Origin of the sequence: Aureimonas psammosilenae (assembly GCF_009176975.1) — a bacterium.
Taxonomy (GTDB): Bacteria; Pseudomonadota; Alphaproteobacteria; order Rhizobiales; family Rhizobiaceae; genus Plantimonas; species Plantimonas psammosilenae.
Genome location: NZ_WEZG01000007.1, coordinates 152,751 through 176,145, shown reverse-complemented (window position 1 = coordinate 176,145; position 23,395 = coordinate 152,751). Strand labels below are relative to the sequence as shown.

The following is a 23,395-nucleotide window of genomic DNA, read 5'->3' as shown; positions in this document are numbered from 1 at the left end:
TGTGGTCCTGTCGGAAGCGCCGCCTGTCAGCTCACGAAAGCGGTCTGATCGGGAACGGCGTTGAGAAGCGCCGCGCGCAGCTTTTCCAGGGCGCGGGTCTCGATCTGGCGCACGCGTTCCTTGGAAATGCCGAGCTTTGTGCCAAGCGCTTCCAGCGTTTCGCCTTCATCCTGAAGGCGGCGTTCGCGGATGATCTTCAACTCGCGGTCGCTGAGGACATCGAGGGCGGTGTTCAGCCAAAGGACGCGGCGCTCGTCATCGATGGAACTGGACACCATCTCGTCCGGCAGCGGGTCGTTGGCAATCAGGAAATCCTGACGGTCGGCACTGCCCGAATCGTCTTCCAGAAGCGGTGCGTTGAGCGAGGAGTCCGGCCCCGACAAGCGCGAATCCATCAAGGCGACATCGCCTTCCGACACTTTCAATGCGGTCGCGATCTCGCGATACATATCGGAAGTGGAGAGCGCTTCCGAGCCCTGGCTCAGGCGCGCACGCAGACGACGGAGGTTGAAGAAGAGAGCTTTCTGCGCCGAGGATGTGCCACCGCGCACGATCGACCAGTTGCGCAGGATGTAGTCCTGAATCGAGGCGCGAATCCACCAAGTCGCATAGGTCGAAAAGCGAACCTCGCGTTCGGGCTCGAAGCGAGCCGCGGCTTCCAAAAGGCCGACATGGCCTTCCTGGATCAGGTCGTTCATGGGCAGGCCGAAATGACGGAACTTCGCCGCCATCGAGATGACGAGGCGCATATGCGCCGAGGTGATCTTGTGGAGAGCCGCCTGATCTTGGTTCTCCTTCCACTTCACCGCCAGTTCGTACTCTTCCTCGCGCTCGAGATACGGCGCCGCCATCGCGGCCCGGATCATCGTGCGCCGTGCGGACTGAGTCTTCATCGCTCACCTCGTTGCTATGCCATAGCCTTGCGGCTGGCCTGCGCAAACGCCGATACGGCCCCAAGCGCCCCAAGCACAAAACGGCTTTGGCGGGAAAACGTTCCCAGAGGGTGAGACTTTCCGTTCAGAATTGGGATGAGCGCGGGTGACGGCAAGAGCCGGGTCGAACTCTTTGTTCCGGCACCATTAAATCTTGAGGGTCAGACCATGCGCCTTGGAAGCGACCGGCGGAAGTCGAGAGCCGGCAAAAATAAAACGGCCGCGCAATGCGCGGCCGTTAGATGATGCGTCCGGATGGGAAGCGGATCAGGCCGCCTGCACTTCGGCGTCGATCTCCGCCTCGGCGTCCTCGGCATCGCCTTCGTTGGCCTCGTCCTCGACCTTGGCGCCGCGACGGGGGCCCTTGTTGAGGTTCACCTCGATGAGGCGCACGGCTTCGGTTTCGGAGATGCCCTGGACAGCGGCGAGTTCGCGCGCCATGCGGCCAAGGGCGGCTTCATAAAGCTGACGCTCGGAATAGGACTGCTCGGGCTGGCTGTCGGCACGGTAGAGGTCGCGAACCACTTCGGCGATCTGGATCAGGTCGCCGGAATTGATCTTGGCGTCGTATTCCTGCGCACGGCGGCTCCACATGGTCTTCTTCACGCGGGCGCGGCCCTGCACCACCTTCAGCGCACGCTCCACGAAATCCGTTTCCGACAGCTTGCGCATGCCGACGCTCTCGGCCTTGGCGACCGGCACCTTCAAGCGCATCTTGTCCTTGTCGAAGTCGATCACGAAGAGTTCGAGCTTCATGCCGGCCACGACCTGCTCTTCGATCGCCACGATCTGCCCGACGCCGTGCGCCGGATAAACGATGCTCTCGCCGGTCTTGAAGGAAGGACGCTGCGAAACCGACTTCTTCTGAATGGAGGTCATACGCTTGCCTAAACTCCCTGTTGTGCCCGGCCATGACAGCCGCTAGACACGGACGGCGGTGCTTCGCACCACGAATTGCAACGCGCCCCGCCGGAACGGGGCAACAGTTCGACCGGCGAGGAATTCGCCTTCCACAAACGCGACCAATCCGCCCGAAAGCGGGTCAAGGCGCGGCGTTGAAGGCGGATCGTCCTTTGAAGTCTCGAGGCGGTGCGAGCCTTGGAGAAGGCTTTTCGCTCGACTGTTGCAGGAATAATACCCTGTTACGCTGCAAAATTCAAGTTTTGCAGCGCGCACGTGCGCCATTACGCCTCGACAAACCCGGTTAGGCGCCCATAAAAAACGGCGAATCGGGGTTATGCCCTGAAATATTAACAACCAGTCAACGCCAGACGGCGTCGACCGAGCTTCCGGGCCGCCCCGAACGGGGATTCACGGCCGGCTGATGCGAATCAGGCGTCGCCCTGGCCGGGCTCGGCGGAAAAGTACTTCTCGAACTTCTCCGGCTCGCCGTCATGGGCCTTGGCGTCGGCGGGCGCATCGCGCTTGATGGTGATGTTCGGCCATTGCGCCGCATAATCGGCGTTGACCTTCAACCATTTCTCCAGCGCCGGTTCGGTGTCGGGCTTGATCGCCTCGGCTGGGCATTCCGGTTCGCAGACGCCGCAGTCGATGCATTCGTCCGGATGGATGACGAGCATGTTGTCGCCTTCGTAGAAGCAGTCCACCGGACACACCTCGACGCAATCCATGTACTTGCACTTGATGCAGTTGTCGGTGACGACGTAGGTCATGCGATCCTCGGAAGATGGGACTGAAGGCTCGCGTGGGCCCGGTCCCTCGTTCTATGGCAGGCCAAGCCCGCGCCGCCGATCTGATCGATCGGCGGGAACTCGCCTTTCAGGCTTTGCAGGTAGCGGCTGGCGAAGATGGCTGCAAGGGCAAAGCCTGTCGCGAAAAGGCGCTGCGGCGGAAAGCCGTTCCCGCGATCGGCCTAAACAGGCTCGGAGCCGTTTTGGGAAGGAACCGCCTTCTCGACCTCGCTCGGCGCCCCTCCCGCATCTGCCGGCGCCGTTTCGCGCCCGAGATCCTCGTAGAGACGCTGCGCTTCGCTTGCCGGACCCCGGCGCTCCCCGCCGTCCAGAATGCGAAGAACGCGGATTTCGCGCGGCATGGAAAGGGTCAGGACATCCCCCGGCCGCACGAGCCGGGAGGCGCTGGCGATCTTCTCGCGGTTGACGCGCACGGCGCCCGACACCGCTAGTTTCTGCGCCAGCGAGCGCGATTTGACGACGCGCGCGAAGAACAGCCATTTGTCGATGCGCTGTCCTTCGCTCAAGGCCGCCCTCGCCTACTTGCCGAGCTTGTCTCGAAGCGCGGCGAGCTTCGCGAAGGGCGAATCGGGATCGATGCGCTTGGGCGCTGCTTGCGACTGCGGCTTGTCGAAACGCCGCTCCCCGCCGCCATTGCTTGGGCCGCCCCCCTTGCGCTCGCCGTCCGGCCGTCCGCGATGGCGCTCGTTGTTGCCGCCGCGCCCCGGGCCGCGCCCTTCGTTCTCGCCGTTCTTCTTGTTGAAGGACGGGCGATTGTTGAAATCGCGCCGGGGCTTGTTCTCGGCTCCGGCGGACGCCGCCTGCTCCTCGCCGCGTTCGTTGCCGCCGCGCCCGCGACCTTGCCCGGCACCGGCATTGCGCTCGCCGCGCGGACCACGATGGCCCTGACGGGCATTGTCGCGGCGGTTGTCGTGACGCCCGCCCGGCCGCCAGACCTGAACGAGCTTCGGCGCTTCCGCCGGCTTGGCGTCTTCCACGACCGGTGCGGCAGCCTGCGCTTCGGCGGATTCAGGCGTCGTGCCTTCGGCGGACAGGGCTTCCACCGGATCGGTGGAAACTTCCCCGGCAGCCGCCGTCTCCTCGGCGGGAACCGCGTCCTCGGCGACAGCAACTTCCTCGACGGGAGCGGCTTCCGGCGCTTCCTCTGCAACGGCTTCAGGGGCCACCGCTGCTTCGCCTTCTGTTTCGGAAGACGCGGCAACGGGCTCTTGCATCGAACCGGCGGATGCTTCGCTCGCCGGAGCCTCAACACCCTCGGCAGGTGCTGCTTCGCTCAAAGCCAGCGTTTCAGCCGCGGCCTTGGCGGCGCGCGCGGCTTCTGCCGCTTCTTCCTCGAAACGGGCGATCGTGCGCGTCACGACCTCGGCCTCGACCCCCTGCGAGCGATAGCCGAGACCGCGCAGGATCTCTTCCATGTCGTCGGCGGTGGCGCCGAGGATCGACATCATGGCCGGCGTTGCCACGAACTGCGCGCCGTCATAGCCGCCGTCCGGCCGCTTGGCGGTGCCCGGCTTCCAGGCGAGAGCGGGGCGGATCAGGTCGGCCAGCCGCTCCAGGATATCGACGCGCACGGCACGGCGTCCGAGAAGGCGGTAACCGGCCAGCGCGTAGAAGGTCGGATCGAAGCTCGTGTCGGCGACCGCCGACGTGCGGCCGGTGGCGAGCAACTGCGTCACGTCGCCGAAGCCCGGCTTGTCGCGCCCGTCATGGGCGATCGCCCAAAGGAGGGTAAGGAGATTGGCGGGCGCGGGCTTCACCAAAGCCGGCACGAAGATGTGGTAGGCGCCGAAGCGAACGCCGTGACGGCGCAAGGCCGCGCGTGCTTCCTGATCGAGGGAGCGGATTTCCTCGGAAACCTCGCGGCGCTGTAGAAGACCGAAGCTTTCCACCAGCCGATAGGCGATGCCCTTGGCGGTGCCCGTCAGTTCCTCGGCGGCTTGAAGATCGGCGAGCGGCTTCAGGAGCGTCGAGACCTGGAAGGTCACGTAGCGCTCGGCCCTCGCCACCACCTTATCGCGCGCAGGGCCGGCCAACTGGTCGTCGGCCAGAAGCACGAGGCGGGGCTTCAGGGGGTTCTCGCCGCCCGACAAGGACGCGACGGGCGCACCGAGCCAGCGCAGGAGACCGTCCTGGCCGAGAGCCAGATCGCCGTTCGGCGCGTTCGCGAAGCGCTCCGCGCGCGTTTCGAACTCGGTTCCGAGCGCCTGCTGCGCCGCGGCCCGCACCGCTTTCGCGTCGGGTCCATCGGCGTGGGTGTCGGGCGAGAAGCGAAAGCCCTGCAGCTCGCCGACATGGTGGCCTTCGACAGTCACCTTGCCGTCGCTGCCGATCTCTGCTTCCATAAAGGCCTTCTCCCTCAGCCGTTTCATCAGGACGCTTGTCCTGCGATCAACGAAGCGTTTCGTCAACCGCTCGTGCAGCGCGTCCGAAAGACGGTTCTCGATGTCACGCGTCTTTTGCTGCCAGTGTGTCGGATCGGCCAGCCAGTCCGGACGATGCGAAATATAGGTCCAGGTACGGATTTCCGCGATTCGACGCGATAAAGTGTCGATGTCGCCTTCCATCCGGTCGGCGCGATGCACCTCGGCCGCCATGTAGTCTTCCGCCACATGGCCGTTATCCGCAAGGTCGCGATAAACGGTGGCGATGATTTCGGCATGCTGGGCGGGCGCGATGCGCCGGTAGTCCGGCAGCTTGCAGGCTTCCCAAAGAAGCGCGACGCGCGCGGCCCCGACCGCCCGGTCCGCGATGCCCTTGTCGCGCGACACGTGTTCCAGGGCGCGCTGGTCGACGGACGGCAGCGAGCGGGTGAGTTCGGGAAGCGAGGGCACGACGTCGAGGCTGGCCATCAGGGCGCGCACCGAGGAGAAGTCGAGATCGGCCGAGCGCCATTGCATGTTGCGGACGGGCGGGAAGTTGTGCGCCTCCAAGGCTTCCACCACTTCGGGCGCGAAGGGATCGACCTGCCCCGTCACGCCGAATGTGCCGTCGCGCAGGTGCCGCCCGGCGCGGCCGGCGATCTGGCCCATCTCGGGCAGGGTCAGTTGGCGATACTGGAAGCCGTCGAACTTCCAGTCCTGCGCGAAGGCGACGTGGTCGACGTCGAGATTGAGGCCCATGCCGATCGCGTCGGTGGCGATCAGGAAATCGACCTCGCCGGATTGATAAAGCTCGACCTGGGAGTTTCGCGTGCGGGGGCTCAGCGCGCCGAGCACCACGGCCGCCCCGCCGCGTTGGCGCCGCACGAGTTCGGCGATGGCATAGACTTCGTCGGCCGAAAAGGCGACGATCGCCGAGCGGCGCGGCAGGCGCGTCGTTTTCTTGGAGCCGGCGTAAAGAAGCTGCGACATGCGCGGGCGGGTGACGAAATGCGCGCCCGGCAGCAGCTTTTCCAGAACGCTGCGCATGGTGGACGCGCCGAGAAGGAGCGTTTCCTGCCGCCCGCGCGTGTTCAGGATGCGATCGGTGAACACGTGGCCGCGCTCCAGATCGGCGCCGAGCTGCACCTCGTCTATGGCGACGAAGGCGGCATCCGTCTTCTGCGGCATGGCTTCCACGGTGCAGACATGGAAGCGGGCCTTCGGGGGCTTGATCTTCTCCTCGCCGGTGACGAGCGCGACCTGGGACTCGCCCACCCGCTCCACCAGCCGGCCATAGACCTCGCGCGCCAGAAGCCTCAGCGGCAGACCGATGACGCCCGAGGAATGGGCGACCATCCGCTCGATCGCATAGAAGGTCTTGCCGGTATTGGTGGGTCCGAGGACGGCGGTGACGCCAGTGCCGTCGAAGCGGGCCGGTGACGGCGAGGGTCGGCGATCGTTCATGTCGGGCATCTATCTGGGACGCCGGCCCCCGGTTTGGAAGGCCGGCACCCGATTGCGGTGCGGGATCTCAGACGAAATATTGTCCGCCATTGGCCGAGATGGTGGAGCCGGTGATGAACCCGGCTTCGTCGGAGGCGAGGAAGAGGACGCAGCGCGCGATCTCTTCCGGCTCGCCGAGGCGACCGACGGGGATCAGCGGCAGGATGCGCTCGTTCAAGACCTTCTCGTCGATGGCGCGCACCATCTCCGTGCCGATATAACCGGGCGCGATGACGTTCACCGTGATGCCGGCGCGCGCGCCTTCCTGCGCCAGGGCCTTGGTGAAGCCGATATCGCCGGCCTTGGCTGCGGAATAATTCGCCTGCCCCGCCTGACCCTTCTGGCCGTTGATGGAGGAGATGTTGACGATGCGGCCGAACTTCCTGTCGCGCATGCCGCCCCAAACGGGGTGCGTCATGTTGAAGAGGCCATTGAGGTTCGTATTGATCACCGCGTTCCACTGGTCCGGCGTCATCTTATGGAACATGGCATCGCGCGTGATACCGGCATTGTTCACGAGGATGTCCACCGGCCCGAGCTCGGCCTCGACCTTGGCGAGACCTTCTTTGCAGGACTCGTAGCTGCCGACATCCCACTTGAAGACCGCGATGCCGGTCTGGTCGCGAAAGGCCGCCGCCGCCTCGTCGTTGCCAGCGTAATTCGCGGCGACCTTATGTCCTGCCTCCTTCAGCGCCTTCGAGATCGCCGCGCCGATCCCGCGCGTGCCACCCGTCACCACCGCCACTCTCGCCATGCCTTATCTCCTCCCAGAGTCGACGGCTTCCAAACCGCCCGTTGTTGTTGGTTTCAGTCAGTTGCAGTCGTTCACGCGCAGCCCGCCGGACATGCAGTTCGAGCCGGAAGAGCGCGAATTGTTGCGCAAGCCCCCATCGCCGCGCGAGCCGCTGCGGGCGGCGCCGCGCACGCTGTCTTCGCTCTGCCGGCGCACCGTCCCGCCATCGACGCCGCGAATCTGCCGGTTGCCGACGCGGCCGCTCAAACCCCCGGTGCCGTTGTCGCGCAGGGTTCCGGTGGTGCCGTCGTCGCAGCGCACGCGCACGTTTCCGGCCGCGTCCCTTCTGCCCTGGCAGGCCGCCTCCGCCGTCCCTCCCCCACCGAGCGGCAGGGGACCGAAGGCGAACAGCGACAGCGCCGCGAGGAGCGTCGCCGCGCGGCGCATCACAAGCGCTCCACGCACAGCGCGACGCCCATGCCGCCGCCGACGCAGAGCGTGGCGAGACCCTTCTTGGCATCGCGCCGCGCCATCTCGAAGATCAGCGTGTTGAGGCAGCGCGCGCCGGAAGCGCCGATCGGATGGCCGATGGCGATGGCCCCGCCGTTGACGTTGACGATGTCCGGGTTCCAGCCGAGATCCTTGTTCACCGCGCAGGCCTGCGCCGCGAAGGCCTCGTTGGCTTCCACGAGGTCGAGATCCTCCAAACGCCAGCCCGCCTTTTCCAGCGCCTTGCGCGAGGCCGGGATCGGGCCGGTGCCCATCACGGCAGGATCGACGCCGACGGTGGACCAGGACGCGATTCTCACCAGCGGCTGCAGCCCGCGGCGCGACGCTTCCGCCTCGCTCATCAGCACCACGGCGGCCGCGCCGTCGTTGATGCCGGAAGCATTGGCGGCCGTGACCGTGCCTTCCTTGTCGAAGGCGGGGCGCAACTTCTGCACCTTATCGAGCGTCACCCCGTCCTTGATGTATTCGTCGGCATCCACCACCGTCTCGCCCTTGCGGGTCTTCACGGTGAACGCGACGATCTCGTCCTTGAAGCGCCCGGCATTGCGCGCGGCCTCGGCCTTGTTCTGGGAGCGCACGGCGAACTCGTCCTGCTCGTCGCGGGTGATCTGCCATTGGCGCGCCACGTTCTCGGCCGTGTTGCCCATGTGGTAGCCGTGGAAGGCGTCCATCAGGCCGTCCTTCAGCATGGTGTCGATCATCTTCAGATCGCCCATCTTGGTGCCGGCGCGAAGATGGGCCGTGTGCGGGGCCATGGACATGGACTCCTGGCCGCCCGCGACGACCACCCGCGCGTCGCCGCCCGCGATCTGCTGAAAACCGAGCGCCACGGCGCGAAGGCCCGAGCCGCAAAGCTGGTTGAGGCTCCAGGCGCTGGCTTCCTTCGGCAGGCCCGCCGCCATGGCCGCCTGGCGGGCCGGATTCTGCCCTTCGCCCGCTTGCAGCACTTGGCCGAGGATCAGCTCGTCCACTTCCGCGCCCTCGATCCCGGCGCGCGCCAGCGCTTCGCGCACGGCCGCCGCGCCCAACTGGTGTGCGGGAACATCGGCAAAAGCGCCGTTGAACGCGCCGACCGGCGTGCGAGCCGCCCCAACGATCACGACGGATGAAGCATTCGACATTTCGAGTATCCTCCCGTTCCCGAGCTTTTCCGATGCCCGCATCGCGAGAATCGTCGGCGCCCGCCCATTTGTCGCCTTTCGATTTCAAATAGGCCAGAGGGAAACGTTTTTCACTGTTTTATCAATTGTGATGGTTTGGCCTTCGCTCAAAACCATCCTATGGTTTCAACCATGCCCACAAAGCGGCCGGGATGAATCGGCCGCAGCGGAAAGAAGGCGGCGATGTCGAAGCCCGCGGAAACCACGATCATCAAGAAGTACGCCAACCGGCGTCTCTACAATACCGGCACCAGCACCTACGTCACGCTGGAGAATCTCGCCGCGATGGTGAAGACCAACGAGGAATTCGTGGTGCAGGACGCCAAGACCGGGGAGGACATCACCCATTCGGTCCTGACGCAGATCATCTTCGAGCAGGAAAACAAGGTCGGGCAGAACATGATGCCCATCGCCTTTCTGCGCCAGTTGATCCGCTTCTACGGCGACCAGATGCAGATGGTGGTGCCGACATTCCTGGAACATTCCATGGCGGCCTTTTCCCGCGAGCAGGAACAGATTCGCGATAAGGTGATGGGGCCCTCGGGGCGCGAAACCATGAAGCTGATGGAGGAGCAGGTCCGGCGGAACACGGAAATGTTCCGGCAGGCCATGGCCGTGTTCAACCCCTTCATGGCCAATGCCATCATGCCGAAGACGGGCGAAGACGAAGCCCCGCGCAAGGACGATGCCGACCTGTCGGACATGCGGCGCCAGCTCGCCGAGATGCAGCGGCGCATCGAGGCGCTGGACGGGGGCGGCGCGAGACAGGCTTCCCCGGAGCCGGAAGAACAGCCCAAGATCCCCCAGCGCGCCGGGGAAAAGGGATAAGGCCAAGAAAAAGGCCGGCGCCTTTCGGCCCGGCCTTCGATCTGATGCAAGAAACCCTGAGCGGGACCGAAGCCCCGCCTTGAGGCTTACGCCTCTTCCTTGACGGCGAGGATCTGCTTGCCGCGATACATGCCGGTCTTCAGGTCGACATGGTGCGGACGGCGCAGCTCGCCCGAGTTCTTGTCCTCGATATAGGTCGGGGCCTTCAGCGCATCGGCGGAACGGCGCATGCCGCGCTTGGAGGGGGAAGTCTTTCGCTTCGGAACGGCCATCGGGGCTCTCCTAGATAACGGCGGCGATAGAAGCCGGGAGGCCCTTCGCTCGGATTGCAATCGGGTCGAAGCGTGGGCAGGCAGGCGGGCGAGCCCGACCTTGTTTCCAACCGCGCCATGACGGGAATTGCGGTGCCCATAGCAAAAGCGGCGCGCGCTGCCAAGAGCGCGGCGACAAGCCTTCGGCTCCTCAGGCGCCCGCCTTGGCCTCCGTCGTCCCGGCGGCCGGGACCACGCAGGCCGAAAATCCGCCGGCCGCTCGGGTGCGCGTTTCCATGCGGTTCGCCATGGCGGCGAGCTGGCGCGAGGGCTTGCCCGGATTGCGCGAGGCGGGCGCGGGCAGAGTCTTGGCCAGAAGCGCCGCCTCGCGCGGGCTCAGCGCGAAGGCAGGCTTCCCGAAATAATGCCAGGAAGCCGCTTCCACCCCATAGATGCCGGGGCCGAACTCGGCGACGTTGAGATAGATCTCCATCAGCCGGGGTTTGGTCAGAACGAGATCGGTGTAGAGCGCCAGCGGCACTTCCAGCCCTTTGCGGATAAAGGATCGGCTGGTCCAGAGAAACAGGTTCTTGGCCGTCTGCATCGGGATCGTGGAAGCGCCGCGCGTCGATTCGCCGTCCATCGCGTCGTCGATCACCCCGTTCAGCTCGCGCCAGTCGACGCCGCGATGGGAGCAATATTGCCCGTCTTCCGACAGCATCACGGTGCGCACCAGAACGGGCGCGATGTCCTCCAGCGGCACCCAGTCGCGCGAGACAGGCTGCAGCCTCGCCCAATCGTAGAGCATGAGGGTCGAGACCGGACGCACGAAAGGCAGCGCATAAACCGGCACCAGCGCGATCGGCAGGGCGACCATCACCGCCAAAGTCACGATCAGGAGGCCGAGGGCGCGTCGGAGCATCGAAAGCTTTCGGGAAAACCGTGTTCTATCCATAGCGGCCGGCTCGTCCCGTCGCAACGGATGAGCGTGCCCATGCTTGACGCTTTCCTCCGCTTCGGCGAAGTCCGGCGGGACTGGATCGAAAGGCGCGGGCGATGGTGGCGAACGGCGATTTCACGGAACGGCTCGGCGCGACCGCCAAGGCGGTGGAGGCACGCCTCGTCGCGGCCTTGGAGCCGACCGAGGCCCTGATGACGGGATCGCCGGAGCGGCTCGTGGCTGCGATGCGGCACGGGCTTCTCAACGGCGGCAAGCGGCTGCGGCCCTTCCTCGTCACCGAAACAGCGCGGCTTTGCGGCGCGCCGGCGGATGCCGCGCTCGATGTGGCGGCGGCGCTCGAATGCGTTCATTCCTATTCGCTCGTCCATGACGACCTGCCGGCGATGGACGACGACGATCTGAGGCGCGGCCAGCCGACCGTCCACATCGCCTTCGACGAGGCGACGGCGATTCTCGCCGGCGACGCGCTCCTGACGCTCGCCTTCGGCCTCGTCGCGCAAAGCCATTCGGCGGACCCGACTGCGCGGCTCCATCTCATCCACGCTTTATCGCGCGAAGCCGGCGCGGCCGGCATGGTCGGCGGGCAGGCGCTCGACCTCGACGCGGAAGACACCGAAACGCTCAGCCAGGACGAGATCTCGCGCATGCAGTCCATGAAGACGGGCGCGCTGATCGCCTTCGCTTGCGAGGCGGGGCCGCTTCTGGCCGGTGCACCGATTGAGCAGCGGGAGCGCCTTCGCCGCTTCGGCGAGGTCGTGGGCCTCGCCTTCCAGCTCGCCGACGATCTTCTGGACGAGACGGCTGATGCCGCACAACTCGGCAAGGCGGCCGGCAAGGACCGGGCGCGCGGCAAGAAGACCCTTCCCGCCCTGCACGGCCATGACTGGACGCGCCAGCGCCTCGCCGAACTCGTCGCGGAAGCCAGCGCCCTGCTTCAGCCGGAAGGCGAGAAAGCCGCCGTTCTCATCGAAGCCGCGCGCTTCATCGCAGAGCGCACGAAATAGCCGAGCGAGCGCGAGTGACGTTGCGGTTTTCCAGACGAAAGATGCTGCTTCCCTCGCTCCTTCTGGCGCTCGCCGTTCTTGGCCTCGCTCTCGGGCTTCATCGACTTGCCGGAGCCCGCAACTTCCAGCTCTTCGGCGAAATCGTTTCGCAGGTCGAGACCAACTCTCCCGTTGTCGCGCTGACGCTCGACGACGGCCCGACGCCCGAGCATACGGGACGGGTTCTCGCCATCCTGAAGGAAAAGGGGGTGAAGGCGACCTTCTTCCTGGTCGGCAGCGACATGGAGAAGAACCCGGACGCGACGCGCGCCATCGTCGAGGCCGGCCACGAGATCGGCAACCACACCTATTCCCATTCCGACCTGACGCTGGCGAGCCTTTCGACCATCGGCACAGAGATCGAGCGCACGGATGCCGCGATCCGCGCGGCGGGTTTCGAAGGTGACGTGCTTTTCCGCCCGCCTTTCGGGCGAAAGCTCTTCACCCTGCCCTGGTATGTCTCGAAGCACGATCGCCCGACGATCATGTGGACCCTCGCGCCCGAAACCGATCCGGCGACCAGAACGGATGCCGACGCGCTGGTGCGGCTCGCGGTCGAGCCGGCGAGACGAGGCTCGATCATCCTGATGCACGTCATGCACGACAACCGCGAAGCCTCGCGTCAGGCCCTGCCGCGCATCATCGACGCGTTGCGCGCCAAGGGGCTCGAACCAGTGCCGGTTTCCCACCTTCTTTCCGCGCAAACGGACGAGTTCTAGTTGCGCAACACCACGCAGTCGCCGGAATAACGGGCGCAGAAGGCGTTGGCCTCCTTCCGGGAATCGGCGCCGATGCGGATCGCGGTGATGCGGCGCGGGCCGGACAAGGGGCGCACGCGCATGACGATCGGCTTCACACCGCCGAGAACATCCGGGTAGCGGTCCTGCAGCTTGTGGAACACGCGCACCGCGATCGCTTCGTTGGCATTGCCGGCGATCTGCGCGCCCCAGGGCCGCATGGCCGCGCTTTCGGCGACGGCGAACACGGCGCGCGTCGGCGTGATCGGCAGGCGGCGGCAGGCAACCGCGAATTCGAGCTTGGCGTCGAGCGGGCGCACATCCGCTTCCCGCTTCTCCTCGCGGAACCAGGAAGCCGGCTGCGCCGTAATCGACAGGACGTAGTCCTCCGTCTCGTAGGGAAGACGGCCGCCGGACTGCATCCAGCGCTTCACGCGGTTGATGCCGCCATTATAGGCCGCCGCCGCCAGGCCCCAGGAGCCGAGTTCGGAGCGAAGATCGCGCAGGTATGTCGCCGAATGCTTCAGCGCTTCACGCTTGTCATAGGGGTTGGCGAGGCCGCGTTCCTTGGCCGTATAGGGCATGAACTGGGCGATGCCCTGCGCGCCGACCGGCGAGCGCGCCGATTCATCGAAGCGCGACTCCTTCCAGATGAGGCGCGCGAAGAAGTCCGGCGCCATGCCGACGAGCGTGGCGTTCTCGGCGATGAGGTCGCAGATCTCGGACACGCGCGGATCGTTTTTCTCGCCCGTCTTGTCTTCGGCCAAGGCCGGGCCGGCGAAAAGGGCAAAGGCGATGCCGGCTGCGGCGAGAAGGCCGCCAAGCCGCCGCGTTCTTCTCATTCGGCGGCGGCGGAGGGCGTGGACGCGACGGCGAAGCGGCGCTCGATATAGTCCTGCACCATCACCTGGAAGTCGGCCGCGATGTTGGTGCCGCGCAAGGTCGCGGCCTTGCGCCCGTCGATATAGACCGGGGCGGACGGGATCTCGCCCGTGCCCGGCAGCGAGATGCCGATATCGGCATGCTTCGACTCGCCCGGCCCGTTGACGATGCAGCCCATCACGGCGACCTTCAGCGCCTCGACGCCCGGATAACGCTCGCGCCAGACCGGCATGTTGCGGCGAAGATCGCCTTCGATGGTTTCGGCAAGTTCCTGGAACACAGTGGAGGTGGTGCGCCCGCAACCAGGGCAGGCGGCCACCACCGGCATGAACTGGCGGAAGCCCATGGTCTGGAGGATTTCCTGCGCGACCTGCACCTCGCGGGTACGGTCGCCGCCGGGCTCGGGCGTCAAGGACACGCGGATCGTGTCGCCGATGCCTTCCTGAAGAAGGATGCCGAGGGCGGCCGAGGACGCGACGATGCCCTTCGAGCCCATACCGGCTTCCGTCAGGCCGAGATGAAGCGCATGGGGCGTGCGGCGCGACAGGTCGCGATAAACCGCAATGAGGTCCTGCACGTTGGAAACCTTGGCGGACAGGATGATGCGGTCGCGCTTGAGGCCCGTTTCCTCGGCAAGCGCGGCCGAATGCAGCGCGGACTGAATGATCGCCTCGCGCATCACGGTTCTGGCCGAAACGGGCCGAGCGGCGTTGGAATTCTCGTCCATCAGCCGCGTCAGGAGTTCCTGGTCGAGCGAGCCCCAGTTGACGCCGATGCGCACCGGCTTGTCGAAGCGGATGGCCGTTTCGATGATCTCGACGAACTGCCGGTCCTTCTTGTCCTTGAAGCCGACATTGCCCGGATTGATGCGGTACTTCGCCAAGGCCTCGGCGCAGGCCGGGTGATCGGCGAGCAGCTTGTGGCCGATATAATGGAAGTCGCCGACGAGCGGCACGTCGATGCCGAGTCTGGCCAGCCGGTCGCGGATATGGGGAACCGCGGCGGCGGATTCGTTGCGGTCCACCGTGATGCGCACGATCTCGGAGCCGGCGCGCGCCAGAGCGGCCACCTGCGCCACCGTGGCGTCCGCGTCCGCCGTATCGGTGTTCGTCATGGACTGCACGACGACCGGGGCCGCGCCGCCGACGGTGACGGAGCCGACATCCACGGCAACGGTCTGCCGCCGCGGCAAAGGCTCGGCTTCGAAAGATTCGATCGATGCTTCGATGTTCATCGGTTCCGTCCGCGCGAACAAGAAGGAAGGATCGTCCGCGTCCTGCTTGTCCTGTTGCAGCCCAAAGGTGTCAAGGTCATGAAGGAACTCGGAACTTGCGACAAGAGGACATCCGTGGACTTCACCTTCGCCGCCTTCGCCTTCGCCGTGCTTCTCGTTCTGACCGTGGCCGCCGCGCCGATCTGGCCATGGTCGAGACGTCTCGGCGGCAGGCCGATGATCGTTTCGGCTGTCTGCCTTCTCGTCTACGTGCTCTCCGCCGTCTGGACGGTCTGACCGATTGCGGCGGAAAGACGGCGGAACCTTGGACGTGCTCGCGAGTTTGTGAAGCAGACTTGATCACGCCCGGTAAAGGAGTTTCGGATGTCGCTCGGGACCATTCTTCTTATCATCCTCATCCTTCTGCTGATCGGCGCCTTTCCCGGTTGGGGCTATTCCCGTGGTTGGGGATATGGCCCGAGCGGCATCCTCGGCGTGATCCTCGTGGTGGTGCTCGTTCTCCTGCTGCTCGGGCGGATATAACCCGCCCTATCCGCGCCGATCGGCGACGCGCACCATGGGCGCGGCCAGAAGCGTGACGACGAGAAAGCCGGACAGGCCGAGAAACACCGTCGCGAAGCCGAGATGCTCGCCCAGAAAGCCGATCACGGACGGCGCGACGAGAATGCCCGAATAACCGAGGGCGGTGACGACGGAGAGCCCCGCCCCCGGCTTCAGGCCTTTCAGGTTTCCGGCGGCGGAAAAGGCGATCGGCACCATGTTGCCGATCCCGACGCCCATGAGTGCGAAGCCCGCGACCGCAACCCAGACATTCGGGGCAAGACCCACCACGATGAGGCCGGCGCCGGCCGCCGCCGAGCACCAGCGCATGGTGCGCACCGCGCCGAGGCGATCGCGCACCGCGTCGCCGGCGAAGCGGAACACCGCCATGGTGATCGAAAAGGCCGCGAAGGCGAAACCGGAAGACGCCGGTTCCACGCCGAGCTCGCCGCGCAGGTAATAAGCGCTCCAGTCGATGGCCGCGCCTTCCGGAATCATGGCGAAGAGCGCGAAAAGGCCGACCAGCACCGCGCCGCGATAGCCCGACAGGACGCCGCCCTCCCCTTGTTCGGACGTCGGCGAGGCTTCCTCCGCCGCATGGGCGCTCGCTGTTGCGCCGGCTTCCTCGCCCGGCGCGTCGTGGAGCGCGAAGCGTACGACCACGAAGAAGCCCGCGAGGATCGCAAGACCGGCCAGAAGACCGTGCGCCACCGGCCCGAGCCCGGCGATGGCGAAGCCGCCGAAGGCCGCGCCGAGAAAGCCGCCGACGCTCCAGAAGCCGTGGCAGGACGACATGATCGCGTTTTCGCGTCGCTTTTCGACAGCCACCGCATTGGCGTTCATCGCCACATCCATGCCGCCGGTGGAGAAGCCGGCGAAAAGGATCGCCGCGACCGCCAAGGGAACGTTCGGCGCGAGCACCAGGAACGGCAGTGCGAAAGCCAGCGCGACGTTGAGAACGAGCATCGGCAGGCGCGAGCCGCGCCGCCCGATGATCTGCCCGGCGATCGGCATGACGCTGACCGCGCCGATGCCGAAGCACAAGATCATCAGCCCCATCTGCGAGGCCGACAGGTCGAGACGCTCGGCGAAGATCGGGATCTGGGGCGCCCAGCTTCCCATGAAGATGCCGTTGAGAAGAAAGGCGAGCGACACAGCGGCGCGGTGGCGGGCGGCTTGCGTGCCGCCTTGCCCTTCCACGCCTTCGCGCAGGCGAAATTCGGTGCTGGTCATCGCTGCTCCTCGATGGCTCGGGCTTTGGGCCGGGCGGCATGCGGCAGGGGTTCGTCGCCGGCGGCGCGGAGGATCTCGATGCCCTGCTCCTCGAAGGGTCGCAAGCTTTCGGCCTCGCAATCCGCTTCCACAACGAGCGTGCCGACCCAGCCGGCGGGCGCGACGGCGAAGGGCGCTGCCGTGCCGATCTTGTCGCTCGTGGCGGCGACCATGATCCGGCGGCTGCGCGCCGCGACCGCCGCCTTCAACTCGGCTTCCTCGAAATTATGGGCGGTGATCCCCGCTTCCGCGTCGATGCCGCAGGCGCCGAGCACGGCGACCGCCGGGCGGAAGCGTTCGGCCTCGCGCAGGGCCTGCGCGCCGAGGCATGCGCCGGTGCGCGGATCGAGCCGCCCGCCGAGCATGAAGCATTCGACGCCCGGCTTCTCGGCCAGAATGGCGGCCACCGCCGGCGCGTTGGTGACCACGGTGAGCGAAGCCCCTTCCGGCAGCGCTTCGGCCACGGCCAGATTGGTGGAACCGGCATCGATGAACAGAAGCGCGCCCGACGGCACGGCATTGGCGAGCGCACGGCCGAGCAAAGCCTTCGCCGATGGCCGTTCCGCCTGCCGCTTGGCGAGCGAACCGCCGTCCGGGGCGACGGGCAGCGCACCGCCATAGACACGCCGGCACAACCCGTCCGACGCCATCTCGCGCAGATCGCGCCGCACCGTGTCTTCCGACACGTTGAAACTTTCGGCGAGCGCAGCGGCGAGCACGCGCCCGTCACGTTTCAGGCGGTCGGCAATCGCCGCGCGCCGCTGCAATGTGAGAAGTTCGCTCAAATCACGCTCTAACACGATGAAATCGGATTTAACGTGAACAATCGTGCATCGAATGTCAAACGAAAAGGCCGGCATAAGGGGCTATGCCGGCCTTGACCGCTTTATCGGGAAACTTCGGTTAGGCCGCGAAGACGATCAGCAAATCCTTGGCGTCGATCTGGTCGCCGGTCCGCACATGCACCGCCTCGATCGTGCCGTCGCGCTCGGCGTGGAGAGCCGTTTCCATCTTCATCGCCTCGATGGACAGAAGAACATCGCCGGCCTTGACACTTTGGCCGGCCTGAACGGCGAGCGTCGAGACCACGCCCGGCATCGGCGCGCCGACATGGGCGGCATTGCCGGGCTCGACCTTGGGCTTGACCTTCGCCCCGCCGCCCTTGGAGCGGTCCGGCACCTTGACCCGGCGCGGTTGGCCGTTCAGTTCGAAGAACACGGTGCGCATGCCCCGATCGTCGGTTTCCCCAAGGCCGAGGCAGCGGACAACCAGTGTCTTGCCGCGCTCGATCTCCACCAGAACCTCGTCCTGAAGGCCGAGGCCATAGAAGTAGTTCGGGGTGGGCAGGGTCGAGACCGGACCGTAGGTTTCCTGCGCGACGGCAAAGTCGGCGAAGACCTTCGGGTACATCAGATAGGAGGCAAAGTCCTGGTCGCTGATCTTGGCGCCCAGCTTCTCTTCCGCCTTGGCACGCTCGCCCGCCAGGTCGGCGGGGGCCAGAAGCGAGCCGGGCCGCACCGTGATCGGCTGCTCGCCCTTCAGCACCTTCCGCTGCAAGCCTTCCGGCCAGCCGCCGGCGGGCTGGCCGAGATCGCCGCGCATCATGGACACCACCGAGTCCGGGAAGGCGACGTCGCGTTTGGGGTCCTCCACCTCGGCGACGGAGAGATCCTGCGCCACCATCATCAAGGCCATGTCGCCGACCACCTTGGAGGACGGCGTCACCTTCACGATGTCGCCGAACATCAGGTTCACGTCGGCATAGGTCTGGGCCACCGCGTGCCAGCGTGATTCCAGCCCCAGCGAGCGCGCCTGTTCTTTCAGGTTGGTGAACTGCCCGCCCGGCATCTCGTGAAGATAGACTTCCGAGGCCGGTCCCTTGAGGTCGCTTTCGAAGGCGGCATACTGGTTGCGCACCGCTTCCCAATAAAACGAGATGCGCCGGATCGCCTCGGAGGACAGACCCGGATCGCGCTCGTGGCCGACAAGCGCGGCGTTGAGCGAGCCGAGGCAGGCCTGCGAGGTGTTGCCGGACAAAGCGTCCATCGCCGCGTCCACCGCGTCGACCCCGGCATCCACCGCCGCCAGAACGGTCGCGCCCGCGATGCCGGACGTGTCGTGCGTGTGGAAGTGGATCGGCAGCCCGACCTCTTCCTTCAGCGCCTTGAACAGAAGCCGCGCGGCCGCCGGCTTCATCAGCCCGGCCATGTCCTTGACGCCGAGAATGTGCGCGCCCGCCGCCTCCATCTCCTTGGCAAGGGCGACGTAGTATTTGAGGTCGTATTTGGGCCGCGCCGACGACAGGACGTCGGCCGTGTAGCAGATCGCGCCCTCGCACAGCTTGCCCGACTCGGCCACCGCGTCGATCGACACGCGCATGTTCTCCACCCAGTTCAGGCAGTCGAAGACGCGAAAGAGATCCACCCCGCCCTTGGCCGCCTCATGGACGAAGAACCGCACCACGTTGTCGGGATAGTTGGCGTAGCCGACGCCGTTGGAGCCGCGCAGCAGCATCTGGAGAAGGATGTTGGGCGCCTTCTCCCGGATGGCGCTCAAGCGCTCCCACGGGCTTTCAGTGAGAAAGCGCATGGACACGTCGAAGGTCGCCCCGCCCCAGCATTCGAGTGAGAGAAGCTGCGGCAGGCCCCGCGCATAGGCCTCGGCGATGCCGGCGATGTCGTGCGTCCTCATGCGGGTCGCAAGCAGGGACTGGTGGCCGTCGCGCATCGTCGTGTCGGTGACGAGCACCTGTTTTTGCGCCAGCATCCAGTCGGCGAAGCCTTTGGCCCCCAGCGCTTCGAGGCGCTGGCGCGAGCCCGCCGGCACCGGGGCGTCGAAGACCGGCACGACGGGGGGCGCGATGTCCTTGGACGGCCGGGGCCGGGCCCGCGTTTCGGGATGGCCGTTGACGGTGACATCGGCCAGATAGGTCAGGAGCTTCGTCGCGCGGTCGCGCCGCTTCACGCTCGCGAAGAGTTCCGGCGTCGTGTCGATGAAGCGTGTCGTGTACGAGTTGTCTCGGAAGGCTGGGTGCGTGATGATCGCTTCAAGGAACGTAAGGTTCGTCGCGACGCCCCGGATGCGGAACTCGCGCAAAGCGCGGTCCATGCGCGCGATGGCTTCTTCGGGGCTCGGCGCCCAGGCCGTCACCTTTTCCAGAAGCGGGTCGTAGAAGCGCGTGATGTAGGCGCCCGAATAGGCCGTGCCGCCGTCGAGCCGGATGCCGAAGCCCGTTGCGCCGCGATAAGCGGTGATGCGGCCGTAGTCAGGAATGAAGTTCTGTTCCGGGTCCTCCGTGGTGATGCGGCACTGGAGGGCGTGGCCGTTGAGCTTGATGTCCTCTTGCGCAGGCACGCCCGATGCCGGCGTGCCGATGGCGTGGCCGTCGAGGATGTGGATCTGCGCCTTGACGATGTCGATGCCCGTCACCTGCTCGGTGACGGTGTGCTCGACCTGAATGCGCGGATTGACCTCGATGAAGTAGAAGGCGCCCGTGTCGGCATCCATCAGGAACTCGACCGTGCCCGCGCCGACATAGTTCGTCGCCTCGGCCAGCCTTCGCGCGTAACCCGCCAGTTCGCGGCGCTGCGCATCGTTCAAGTAAGGCGCGGGGGCGCGCTCCACGACCTTCTGGTTGCGGCGCTGGATCGAGCAGTCGCGCTCAAAGAGATCCACCACGTTGCCGTGCCGGTCGCCGAGGATCTGCACCTCGACATGGCGGGCGCGCTCCACCAGCTTTTCCAGGTAGACCTCGTCCTTGCCGAAGGCGGCTTTGGCCTCGCGCTTGGCTTCCGTCACCTCGCGGGCGAGGTCCTTCGCCTCGCGGATGGCGCGCATCCCGCGACCGCCGCCGCCCCAAGAGGCCTTCAGCATCACCGGATAGCCGATGACCTCCGCCATGCGGGCCACCTCTTCCATGTCGTCGGGCAAGGGATCGGTGGCAGGCACCACCGGCACGCCGATTTCGATGGCGAGATTGCGCGCGGCGACCTTGTTGCCGAGCCGGCGCATCGTGTCCCCGGACGGACCGATGAAGGTGATGCCGGCCGCGTCGCAGGCATCCACGAACTCAGGCGACTCCGACAGGAGGCCGTAGCCCGGATGGATCGCGTCCGCCCCCGACAATTTGGCGACGCGGATCACCTCCTCGACCGACAGATAGGACTCGATCGGCCCAAGATCGCGCGACAGATGTGACCCGCGTCCCACCTGATAACTCTCGTCCGCCTTGAAGCGATGCAGCGCGAGCTTGTCCTCCTCCGCCCAGATCGCCACCGTCTTCAGACCCAGCTCATTGGCCGCCCGAAAAACCCGGATCGCAATCTCCGAACGATTGGCAACAAGAATCTTGGCTATGGTCACAGGCGGCTCCCCTCGCCGGTCGTCAGTCTATGGGGACAAGTAACGCCAAGACGCACCGTGTTGCAATGCAGCACGAGGCCCGGTGCTGCCTCACCGGCAGCATTCTTTGCGCGGGAAACGATCCTTCGGCTTATTGGAAGCGCCAACCGCGCTGAACGACCTCGATCTTGTAGCCGTCCGGGTCCTCGATAAAGAAGAACCGCGCCTTGTTCCCGCTGGAATGGGCGAGTTCCTTCAGGTCCTTCGGCGCAAGGCCCGCCTTATTCAAACGCTCGTGCTCGGCGGCAAGATCGGCCACCGAAACCGCGAGATGGCCGTAGCCATCGCCGAGATCGTAGGGCGCCTCGCGGTCCTTGTTGACCGTCAGTTCCAGCTCGAAGCCCGATTCCGAGTTCGACAGATAGATCAGGGTGAAGCCGTCGAAATCGAGCCGCTCGGCGACTTCGAGCCCGAAGGCGGTGCGATAGAAGTCGAGCGAGCGCCGTTCCTCGCGCACCCGGATCATCGAATGAATGAGCTTGGCCATGCCCTTCTACTCCACCTTCAGCATGCGACCTTCGGCATCGGCGACGAAGCAAAGGTCGAGAAGCTTCTGCACCTCGGCCGCCCGGCGGAAGGTCGGCTCGCCGTTCTCGCCGGACAACAGCGCGATCACGAAGCGCTCGGCGTTCTTGGGGGTCGGGGAACAGTCCACGGCCTTCCAGGTATGCGTATCGATATCGGGCCCGAGACACGCTTCCAGCCGGGAAGTCTCGTGATCGGACCAGACCTTGAGCGCGCCCTTCTCGCCGTGGATGACGAGATCGAGATCGTTGCCCCGGCCGGTCGCGAACCGCGACATATGAACGACGCCGAGCGCGCCGTTGGAGAGTTCGATCGTCATCGCGCAGGAGTCGTTGACGTCGAGATTATAAGCGCCGATCGCGTTGTTCTCCGCCTTGTCGAAGGTCCGGAGCTTGGCCGACATCGCGGTGATGTCGAGATTGGTGCCGAAGGTCACGAAGTCGAGGATATGAACGCCGATATCGCCGACGACGCCCTTGGACCCGTGCGCCGAGGACAGGCGCCAGAGCCAGCGCTCGTCGGTGCGCCAGTCTCCCCAATGGCGGCCGGTGAGCCAGCTTTGCAGATAGCTGGCCTCCACATGCCGGATCGCGCCGATTTCGCCCGCGTCCACCATGCGCCGCGCCATCTGGATGGCGTGGGCGTTGCGATAGGTGAGGTTGACCATGGCGATCAGGCCGGCCTTTTCGGCGGCTTCCGTCATCGCGATCGCGTCGGCGAAGTTCACCGCCAGAGGCTTCTCGCAGAAGATGGCCTTGCGGGCCTCGATCAGCTTCATCGTGGTGGCGTAATGAACGCCGTCGGGCGTCGAGTTCACCGCCGCATCGAACTGCCCCCAAGCGATCGCCTCGTCCAAGTCGCCGAAGGCTTTGGGAATGCCGTGCATCTCGGCGAATATCTTGGCGCGTTCGAGATTGCTGTCGACCGCCGCGACCAACCGGCAGCCGGGGATGCCGGAGAAATGCTCGGCATGCTTGTGGGCGATGGAACCCGTGCCGAGAATGAGGATGCGCTGTTCGCTCAACGATAGCCCTCCTCGCCGGCCGCATGGAGCGAGCCGCCACGGCGCTCGATCTTTTCCGGCGCCTGATCGATCGGCGCGTTCGGCGCCGCCGAAACATCCGCCCATGGCTTGGCCGGGTTGAAGGCCCAGTTCACGGCGTTGCGCAGAACCTGCTGCACCGCTTCCCCGTGATAGATCGGGTAGGTCTCGTGGCCGGGCGCGAAATAGAAGATGCGCCCCGCGCCGCGCTGATAGGTGAGCCCCGAACGGAACACTTCGCCGCCCTGGTACCAGGACACGAACACCGTTTCCATGGGCTCGGGAACAAGGAAGGGCTCGCCGTACATCTCGGTATTCTCGATGGTGATCCGGTCTCCGACCCCGGCCGCGATCGGATGCGAGCGGTTGATCGTCCAGACATGCTCGCGCTCGCCGGCTTCCCGCCAGCGAAGCGAACAGGGCGAGCCCATGAGGCGCTTGAAGATCTTCGAGAAATGGCCGGAATGGAGAACGATCAGCCCCATGCCCTGGAACACGCGCTCGGCGACGCGCTCCACCACGGCATCATCCACCGCGCCATGCGCCTTGTGCCCCCACCACAGGAGCACGTCCGTTTCGGCCAGCCGCTCCGCCGGCAGCCCATGCTCGGGCTGGTCGAGCGCGGCCGTGGAGGCCTCGATGTTGGGGTCCTGCCGAAGCGCTGTCGCGATCGTCTCGTGGATACCATCCGGATAGATCTTCCGGACGGTTTCGTTCTCGCGTTCGTGGATGAACTCGTTCCAAACGACGGCGCGAATGGGCATGGTTG

Annotated in this window: 23 protein-coding genes; 5 read left to right on the top strand and 18 right to left on the bottom strand. The window is 65.8% G+C overall.

All coding sequences use genetic code 11. The features are described from left to right. Positions 1-26: 26 nt before the first annotated feature. The 8 genes from F9929_RS14425 to F9929_RS14390 form a co-directional block, all read right to left on the bottom strand. The gene (locus F9929_RS14425) at positions 27-893 is read right to left on the bottom strand and encodes an RNA polymerase factor sigma-32 (RefSeq protein ID WP_152047284.1); all 867 of its coding nucleotides are present in this window, start codon (positions 891-893) and stop codon (positions 27-29) included. Between the two features lie 306 nt (positions 894-1,199). Further along, positions 1,200-1,811, bottom strand: coding sequence for a CarD family transcriptional regulator (locus tag F9929_RS14420; RefSeq protein WP_152047283.1), 612 nt, complete (start codon positions 1,809-1,811; stop codon positions 1,200-1,202). Between the two features lie 452 nt (positions 1,812-2,263). Beyond that, positions 2,264-2,605, bottom strand: coding sequence for a ferredoxin FdxA (gene fdxA, locus F9929_RS14415; RefSeq protein ID WP_152047282.1), 342 nt, complete (start codon positions 2,603-2,605; stop codon positions 2,264-2,266). A 200-nt stretch (positions 2,606-2,805) separates the two neighbouring features. Then, on the bottom strand, positions 2,806-3,150 hold the full coding sequence (locus F9929_RS14410; protein WP_152047281.1) for an RNA-binding S4 domain-containing protein: 345 nt from the start codon (positions 3,148-3,150) through the stop codon (positions 2,806-2,808). Between the two features lie 12 nt (positions 3,151-3,162). Beyond that, positions 3,163-6,468: a helicase-related protein gene (locus F9929_RS14405; RefSeq protein WP_152047280.1), complete on the bottom strand. Its 3,306-nt coding sequence runs from the start codon at positions 6,466-6,468 to the stop codon at positions 3,163-3,165. A 67-nt stretch (positions 6,469-6,535) separates the two neighbouring features. Continuing rightward, positions 6,536-7,261, bottom strand: a complete 726-nt coding sequence (gene phbB / locus F9929_RS14400) for a beta-ketoacyl-ACP reductase (protein WP_152047279.1) — start codon at positions 7,259-7,261, stop codon at positions 6,536-6,538. 57 nt (positions 7,262-7,318) lie between these two features. Then, positions 7,319-7,687 carry a hypothetical protein gene (locus F9929_RS14395; protein ID WP_152047278.1) on the bottom strand — a complete coding sequence of 123 codons (369 nt, stop codon included), beginning with the start codon at positions 7,685-7,687 and terminating at the stop codon, positions 7,319-7,321. Continuing rightward, the gene (locus tag F9929_RS14390; RefSeq protein ID WP_152047277.1) at positions 7,687-8,871 is read right to left on the bottom strand and encodes an acetyl-CoA C-acetyltransferase; all 1,185 of its coding nucleotides are present in this window, start codon (positions 8,869-8,871) and stop codon (positions 7,687-7,689) included. Before F9929_RS14390 ends, F9929_RS14395 begins: the two co-directional genes overlap by 1 nt. A gap of 222 nt (positions 8,872-9,093) precedes the next feature. Between F9929_RS14390 and phaR the strand changes: the two genes are divergently transcribed. Further along, the gene (gene phaR, locus F9929_RS14385; protein WP_152047276.1) at positions 9,094-9,738 is read left to right on the top strand and encodes a polyhydroxyalkanoate synthesis repressor PhaR; all 645 of its coding nucleotides are present in this window, start codon (positions 9,094-9,096) and stop codon (positions 9,736-9,738) included. Between the two features lie 86 nt (positions 9,739-9,824). Here phaR and rpmF read toward each other — a convergent pair whose 3' ends face one another. Beyond that, positions 9,825-10,010 (bottom strand): 50S ribosomal protein L32, encoded by a 186-nt coding sequence (gene rpmF, locus F9929_RS14380; RefSeq protein WP_152047275.1) that lies wholly within the window; start codon positions 10,008-10,010, stop codon positions 9,825-9,827. 190 nt (positions 10,011-10,200) lie between these two features. Further along, positions 10,201-10,911: a biosynthetic peptidoglycan transglycosylase gene (locus tag F9929_RS14375; protein ID WP_152047274.1), complete on the bottom strand. Its 711-nt coding sequence runs from the start codon at positions 10,909-10,911 to the stop codon at positions 10,201-10,203. Between the two features lie 134 nt (positions 10,912-11,045). Between F9929_RS14375 and F9929_RS14370 the strand changes: the two genes are divergently transcribed. Both F9929_RS14370 and F9929_RS14365 read left to right on the top strand, forming a co-directional pair. Continuing rightward, on the top strand, positions 11,046-11,954 hold the full coding sequence (locus F9929_RS14370; RefSeq protein ID WP_152047273.1) for a polyprenyl synthetase family protein: 909 nt from the start codon (positions 11,046-11,048) through the stop codon (positions 11,952-11,954). Positions 11,955-11,995: 41 nt separating this feature from the next. Continuing rightward, positions 11,996-12,712, top strand: a complete 717-nt coding sequence (locus F9929_RS14365; protein WP_152047272.1) for a polysaccharide deacetylase family protein — start codon at positions 11,996-11,998, stop codon at positions 12,710-12,712. On the opposite strand, the gene F9929_RS14360 is transcribed toward F9929_RS14365, so the two are convergent. Next, positions 12,709-13,572 carry a lytic transglycosylase domain-containing protein gene (locus F9929_RS14360; protein ID WP_152047271.1) on the bottom strand — a complete coding sequence of 288 codons (864 nt, stop codon included), beginning with the start codon at positions 13,570-13,572 and terminating at the stop codon, positions 12,709-12,711. The genes F9929_RS14365 and F9929_RS14360 overlap by 4 nt on opposite strands. Continuing rightward, complete coding sequence (gene ispG / locus F9929_RS14355; RefSeq protein ID WP_152047270.1) at positions 13,569-14,846, bottom strand: flavodoxin-dependent (E)-4-hydroxy-3-methylbut-2-enyl-diphosphate synthase; 1,278 nt, start codon at positions 14,844-14,846, stop codon at positions 13,569-13,571. The genes F9929_RS14360 and ispG overlap by 4 nt, the downstream gene beginning before the upstream one ends. A gap of 78 nt (positions 14,847-14,924) precedes the next feature. On the opposite strand from ispG, the gene F9929_RS14350 reads away from it, so the two are divergent. Next, positions 14,925-15,122 (top strand): DUF3309 family protein, encoded by a 198-nt coding sequence (locus F9929_RS14350; protein WP_152047269.1) that lies wholly within the window; start codon positions 14,925-14,927, stop codon positions 15,120-15,122. Positions 15,123-15,209: 87 nt separating this feature from the next. Next, entirely contained in the window at positions 15,210-15,368 is a 159-nt protein-coding gene (locus F9929_RS14345; RefSeq protein WP_152047268.1) for a DUF3309 family protein, read from the top strand. A gap of 6 nt (positions 15,369-15,374) precedes the next feature. Here F9929_RS14345 and F9929_RS14340 read toward each other — a convergent pair whose 3' ends face one another. The 6 genes from F9929_RS14340 to F9929_RS14315 form a co-directional block, all read right to left on the bottom strand. Continuing rightward, positions 15,375-16,619: an MFS transporter gene (locus F9929_RS14340; protein WP_152047267.1), complete on the bottom strand. Its 1,245-nt coding sequence runs from the start codon at positions 16,617-16,619 to the stop codon at positions 15,375-15,377. Further along, positions 16,616-17,443, bottom strand: a complete 828-nt coding sequence (locus F9929_RS14335) for a DeoR/GlpR family DNA-binding transcription regulator (RefSeq protein WP_235919313.1) — start codon at positions 17,441-17,443, stop codon at positions 16,616-16,618. Before F9929_RS14335 ends, F9929_RS14340 begins: the two co-directional genes overlap by 4 nt. 118 nt (positions 17,444-17,561) lie before the next feature. Continuing rightward, positions 17,562-21,020, bottom strand: coding sequence for a pyruvate carboxylase (gene pyc / locus F9929_RS14330; RefSeq protein ID WP_152047265.1), 3,459 nt, complete (start codon positions 21,018-21,020; stop codon positions 17,562-17,564). Between the two features lie 130 nt (positions 21,021-21,150). Beyond that, positions 21,151-21,546, bottom strand: a complete 396-nt coding sequence (locus tag F9929_RS14325) for a VOC family protein (protein WP_152047264.1) — start codon at positions 21,544-21,546, stop codon at positions 21,151-21,153. 6 nt (positions 21,547-21,552) lie between these two features. Then, complete coding sequence (locus F9929_RS14320; protein WP_235919312.1) at positions 21,553-22,608, bottom strand: Gfo/Idh/MocA family protein; 1,056 nt, start codon at positions 22,606-22,608, stop codon at positions 21,553-21,555. Continuing rightward, entirely contained in the window at positions 22,605-23,390 is a 786-nt protein-coding gene (locus tag F9929_RS14315; protein ID WP_152047262.1) for a ThuA domain-containing protein, read from the bottom strand. Before F9929_RS14315 ends, F9929_RS14320 begins: the two co-directional genes overlap by 4 nt. Positions 23,391-23,395: the final 5 nt, after the last annotated feature.

Excerpts from the sequence above, each read along its gene's own strand:
- F9929_RS14425 (WP_152047284.1), bottom strand. The coding sequence starts at position 893 with ATGAAGACTCAGTCCGCACGGCGCACGATGATCCGGGCCGCGATGGCG.
- F9929_RS14420 (WP_152047283.1), bottom strand. The coding sequence starts at position 1,811 with ATGACCTCCATTCAGAAGAAGTCGGTTTCGCAGCGTCCTTCCTTCAAG.
- fdxA (WP_152047282.1), bottom strand. The coding sequence starts at position 2,605 with ATGACCTACGTCGTCACCGACAACTGCATCAAGTGCAAGTACATGGAT.
- F9929_RS14405 (WP_152047280.1), bottom strand. The coding sequence starts at position 6,468 with ATGAACGATCGCCGACCCTCGCCGTCACCGGCCCGCTTCGACGGCACT.
- phbB (WP_152047279.1), bottom strand. The coding sequence starts at position 7,261 with ATGGCGAGAGTGGCGGTGGTGACGGGTGGCACGCGCGGGATCGGCGCG.
- F9929_RS14395 (WP_152047278.1), bottom strand. The coding sequence starts at position 7,687 with ATGCGCCGCGCGGCGACGCTCCTCGCGGCGCTGTCGCTGTTCGCCTTC.
- F9929_RS14390 (WP_152047277.1), bottom strand. The coding sequence starts at position 8,871 with ATGTCGAATGCTTCATCCGTCGTGATCGTTGGGGCGGCTCGCACGCCG.
- phaR (WP_152047276.1), top strand. The coding sequence starts at position 9,094 with ATGTCGAAGCCCGCGGAAACCACGATCATCAAGAAGTACGCCAACCGG.
- rpmF (WP_152047275.1), bottom strand. The coding sequence starts at position 10,010 with ATGGCCGTTCCGAAGCGAAAGACTTCCCCCTCCAAGCGCGGCATGCGC.
- F9929_RS14375 (WP_152047274.1), bottom strand. The coding sequence starts at position 10,911 with ATGCTCCGACGCGCCCTCGGCCTCCTGATCGTGACTTTGGCGGTGATG.
- F9929_RS14370 (WP_152047273.1), top strand. The coding sequence starts at position 11,046 with ATGGTGGCGAACGGCGATTTCACGGAACGGCTCGGCGCGACCGCCAAG.
- F9929_RS14365 (WP_152047272.1), top strand. The coding sequence starts at position 11,996 with ATGCTGCTTCCCTCGCTCCTTCTGGCGCTCGCCGTTCTTGGCCTCGCT.
- F9929_RS14360 (WP_152047271.1), bottom strand. The coding sequence starts at position 13,572 with ATGAGAAGAACGCGGCGGCTTGGCGGCCTTCTCGCCGCAGCCGGCATC.
- ispG (WP_152047270.1), bottom strand. The coding sequence starts at position 14,846 with ATGAACATCGAAGCATCGATCGAATCTTTCGAAGCCGAGCCTTTGCCG.
- F9929_RS14350 (WP_152047269.1), top strand. The coding sequence starts at position 14,925 with ATGAAGGAACTCGGAACTTGCGACAAGAGGACATCCGTGGACTTCACC.
- F9929_RS14345 (WP_152047268.1), top strand. The coding sequence starts at position 15,210 with ATGTCGCTCGGGACCATTCTTCTTATCATCCTCATCCTTCTGCTGATC.
- F9929_RS14340 (WP_152047267.1), bottom strand. The coding sequence starts at position 16,619 with ATGACCAGCACCGAATTTCGCCTGCGCGAAGGCGTGGAAGGGCAAGGC.
- F9929_RS14325 (WP_152047264.1), bottom strand. The coding sequence starts at position 21,546 with ATGGCCAAGCTCATTCATTCGATGATCCGGGTGCGCGAGGAACGGCGC.
- F9929_RS14315 (WP_152047262.1), bottom strand. The coding sequence starts at position 23,390 with ATGCCCATTCGCGCCGTCGTTTGGAACGAGTTCATCCACGAACGCGAG.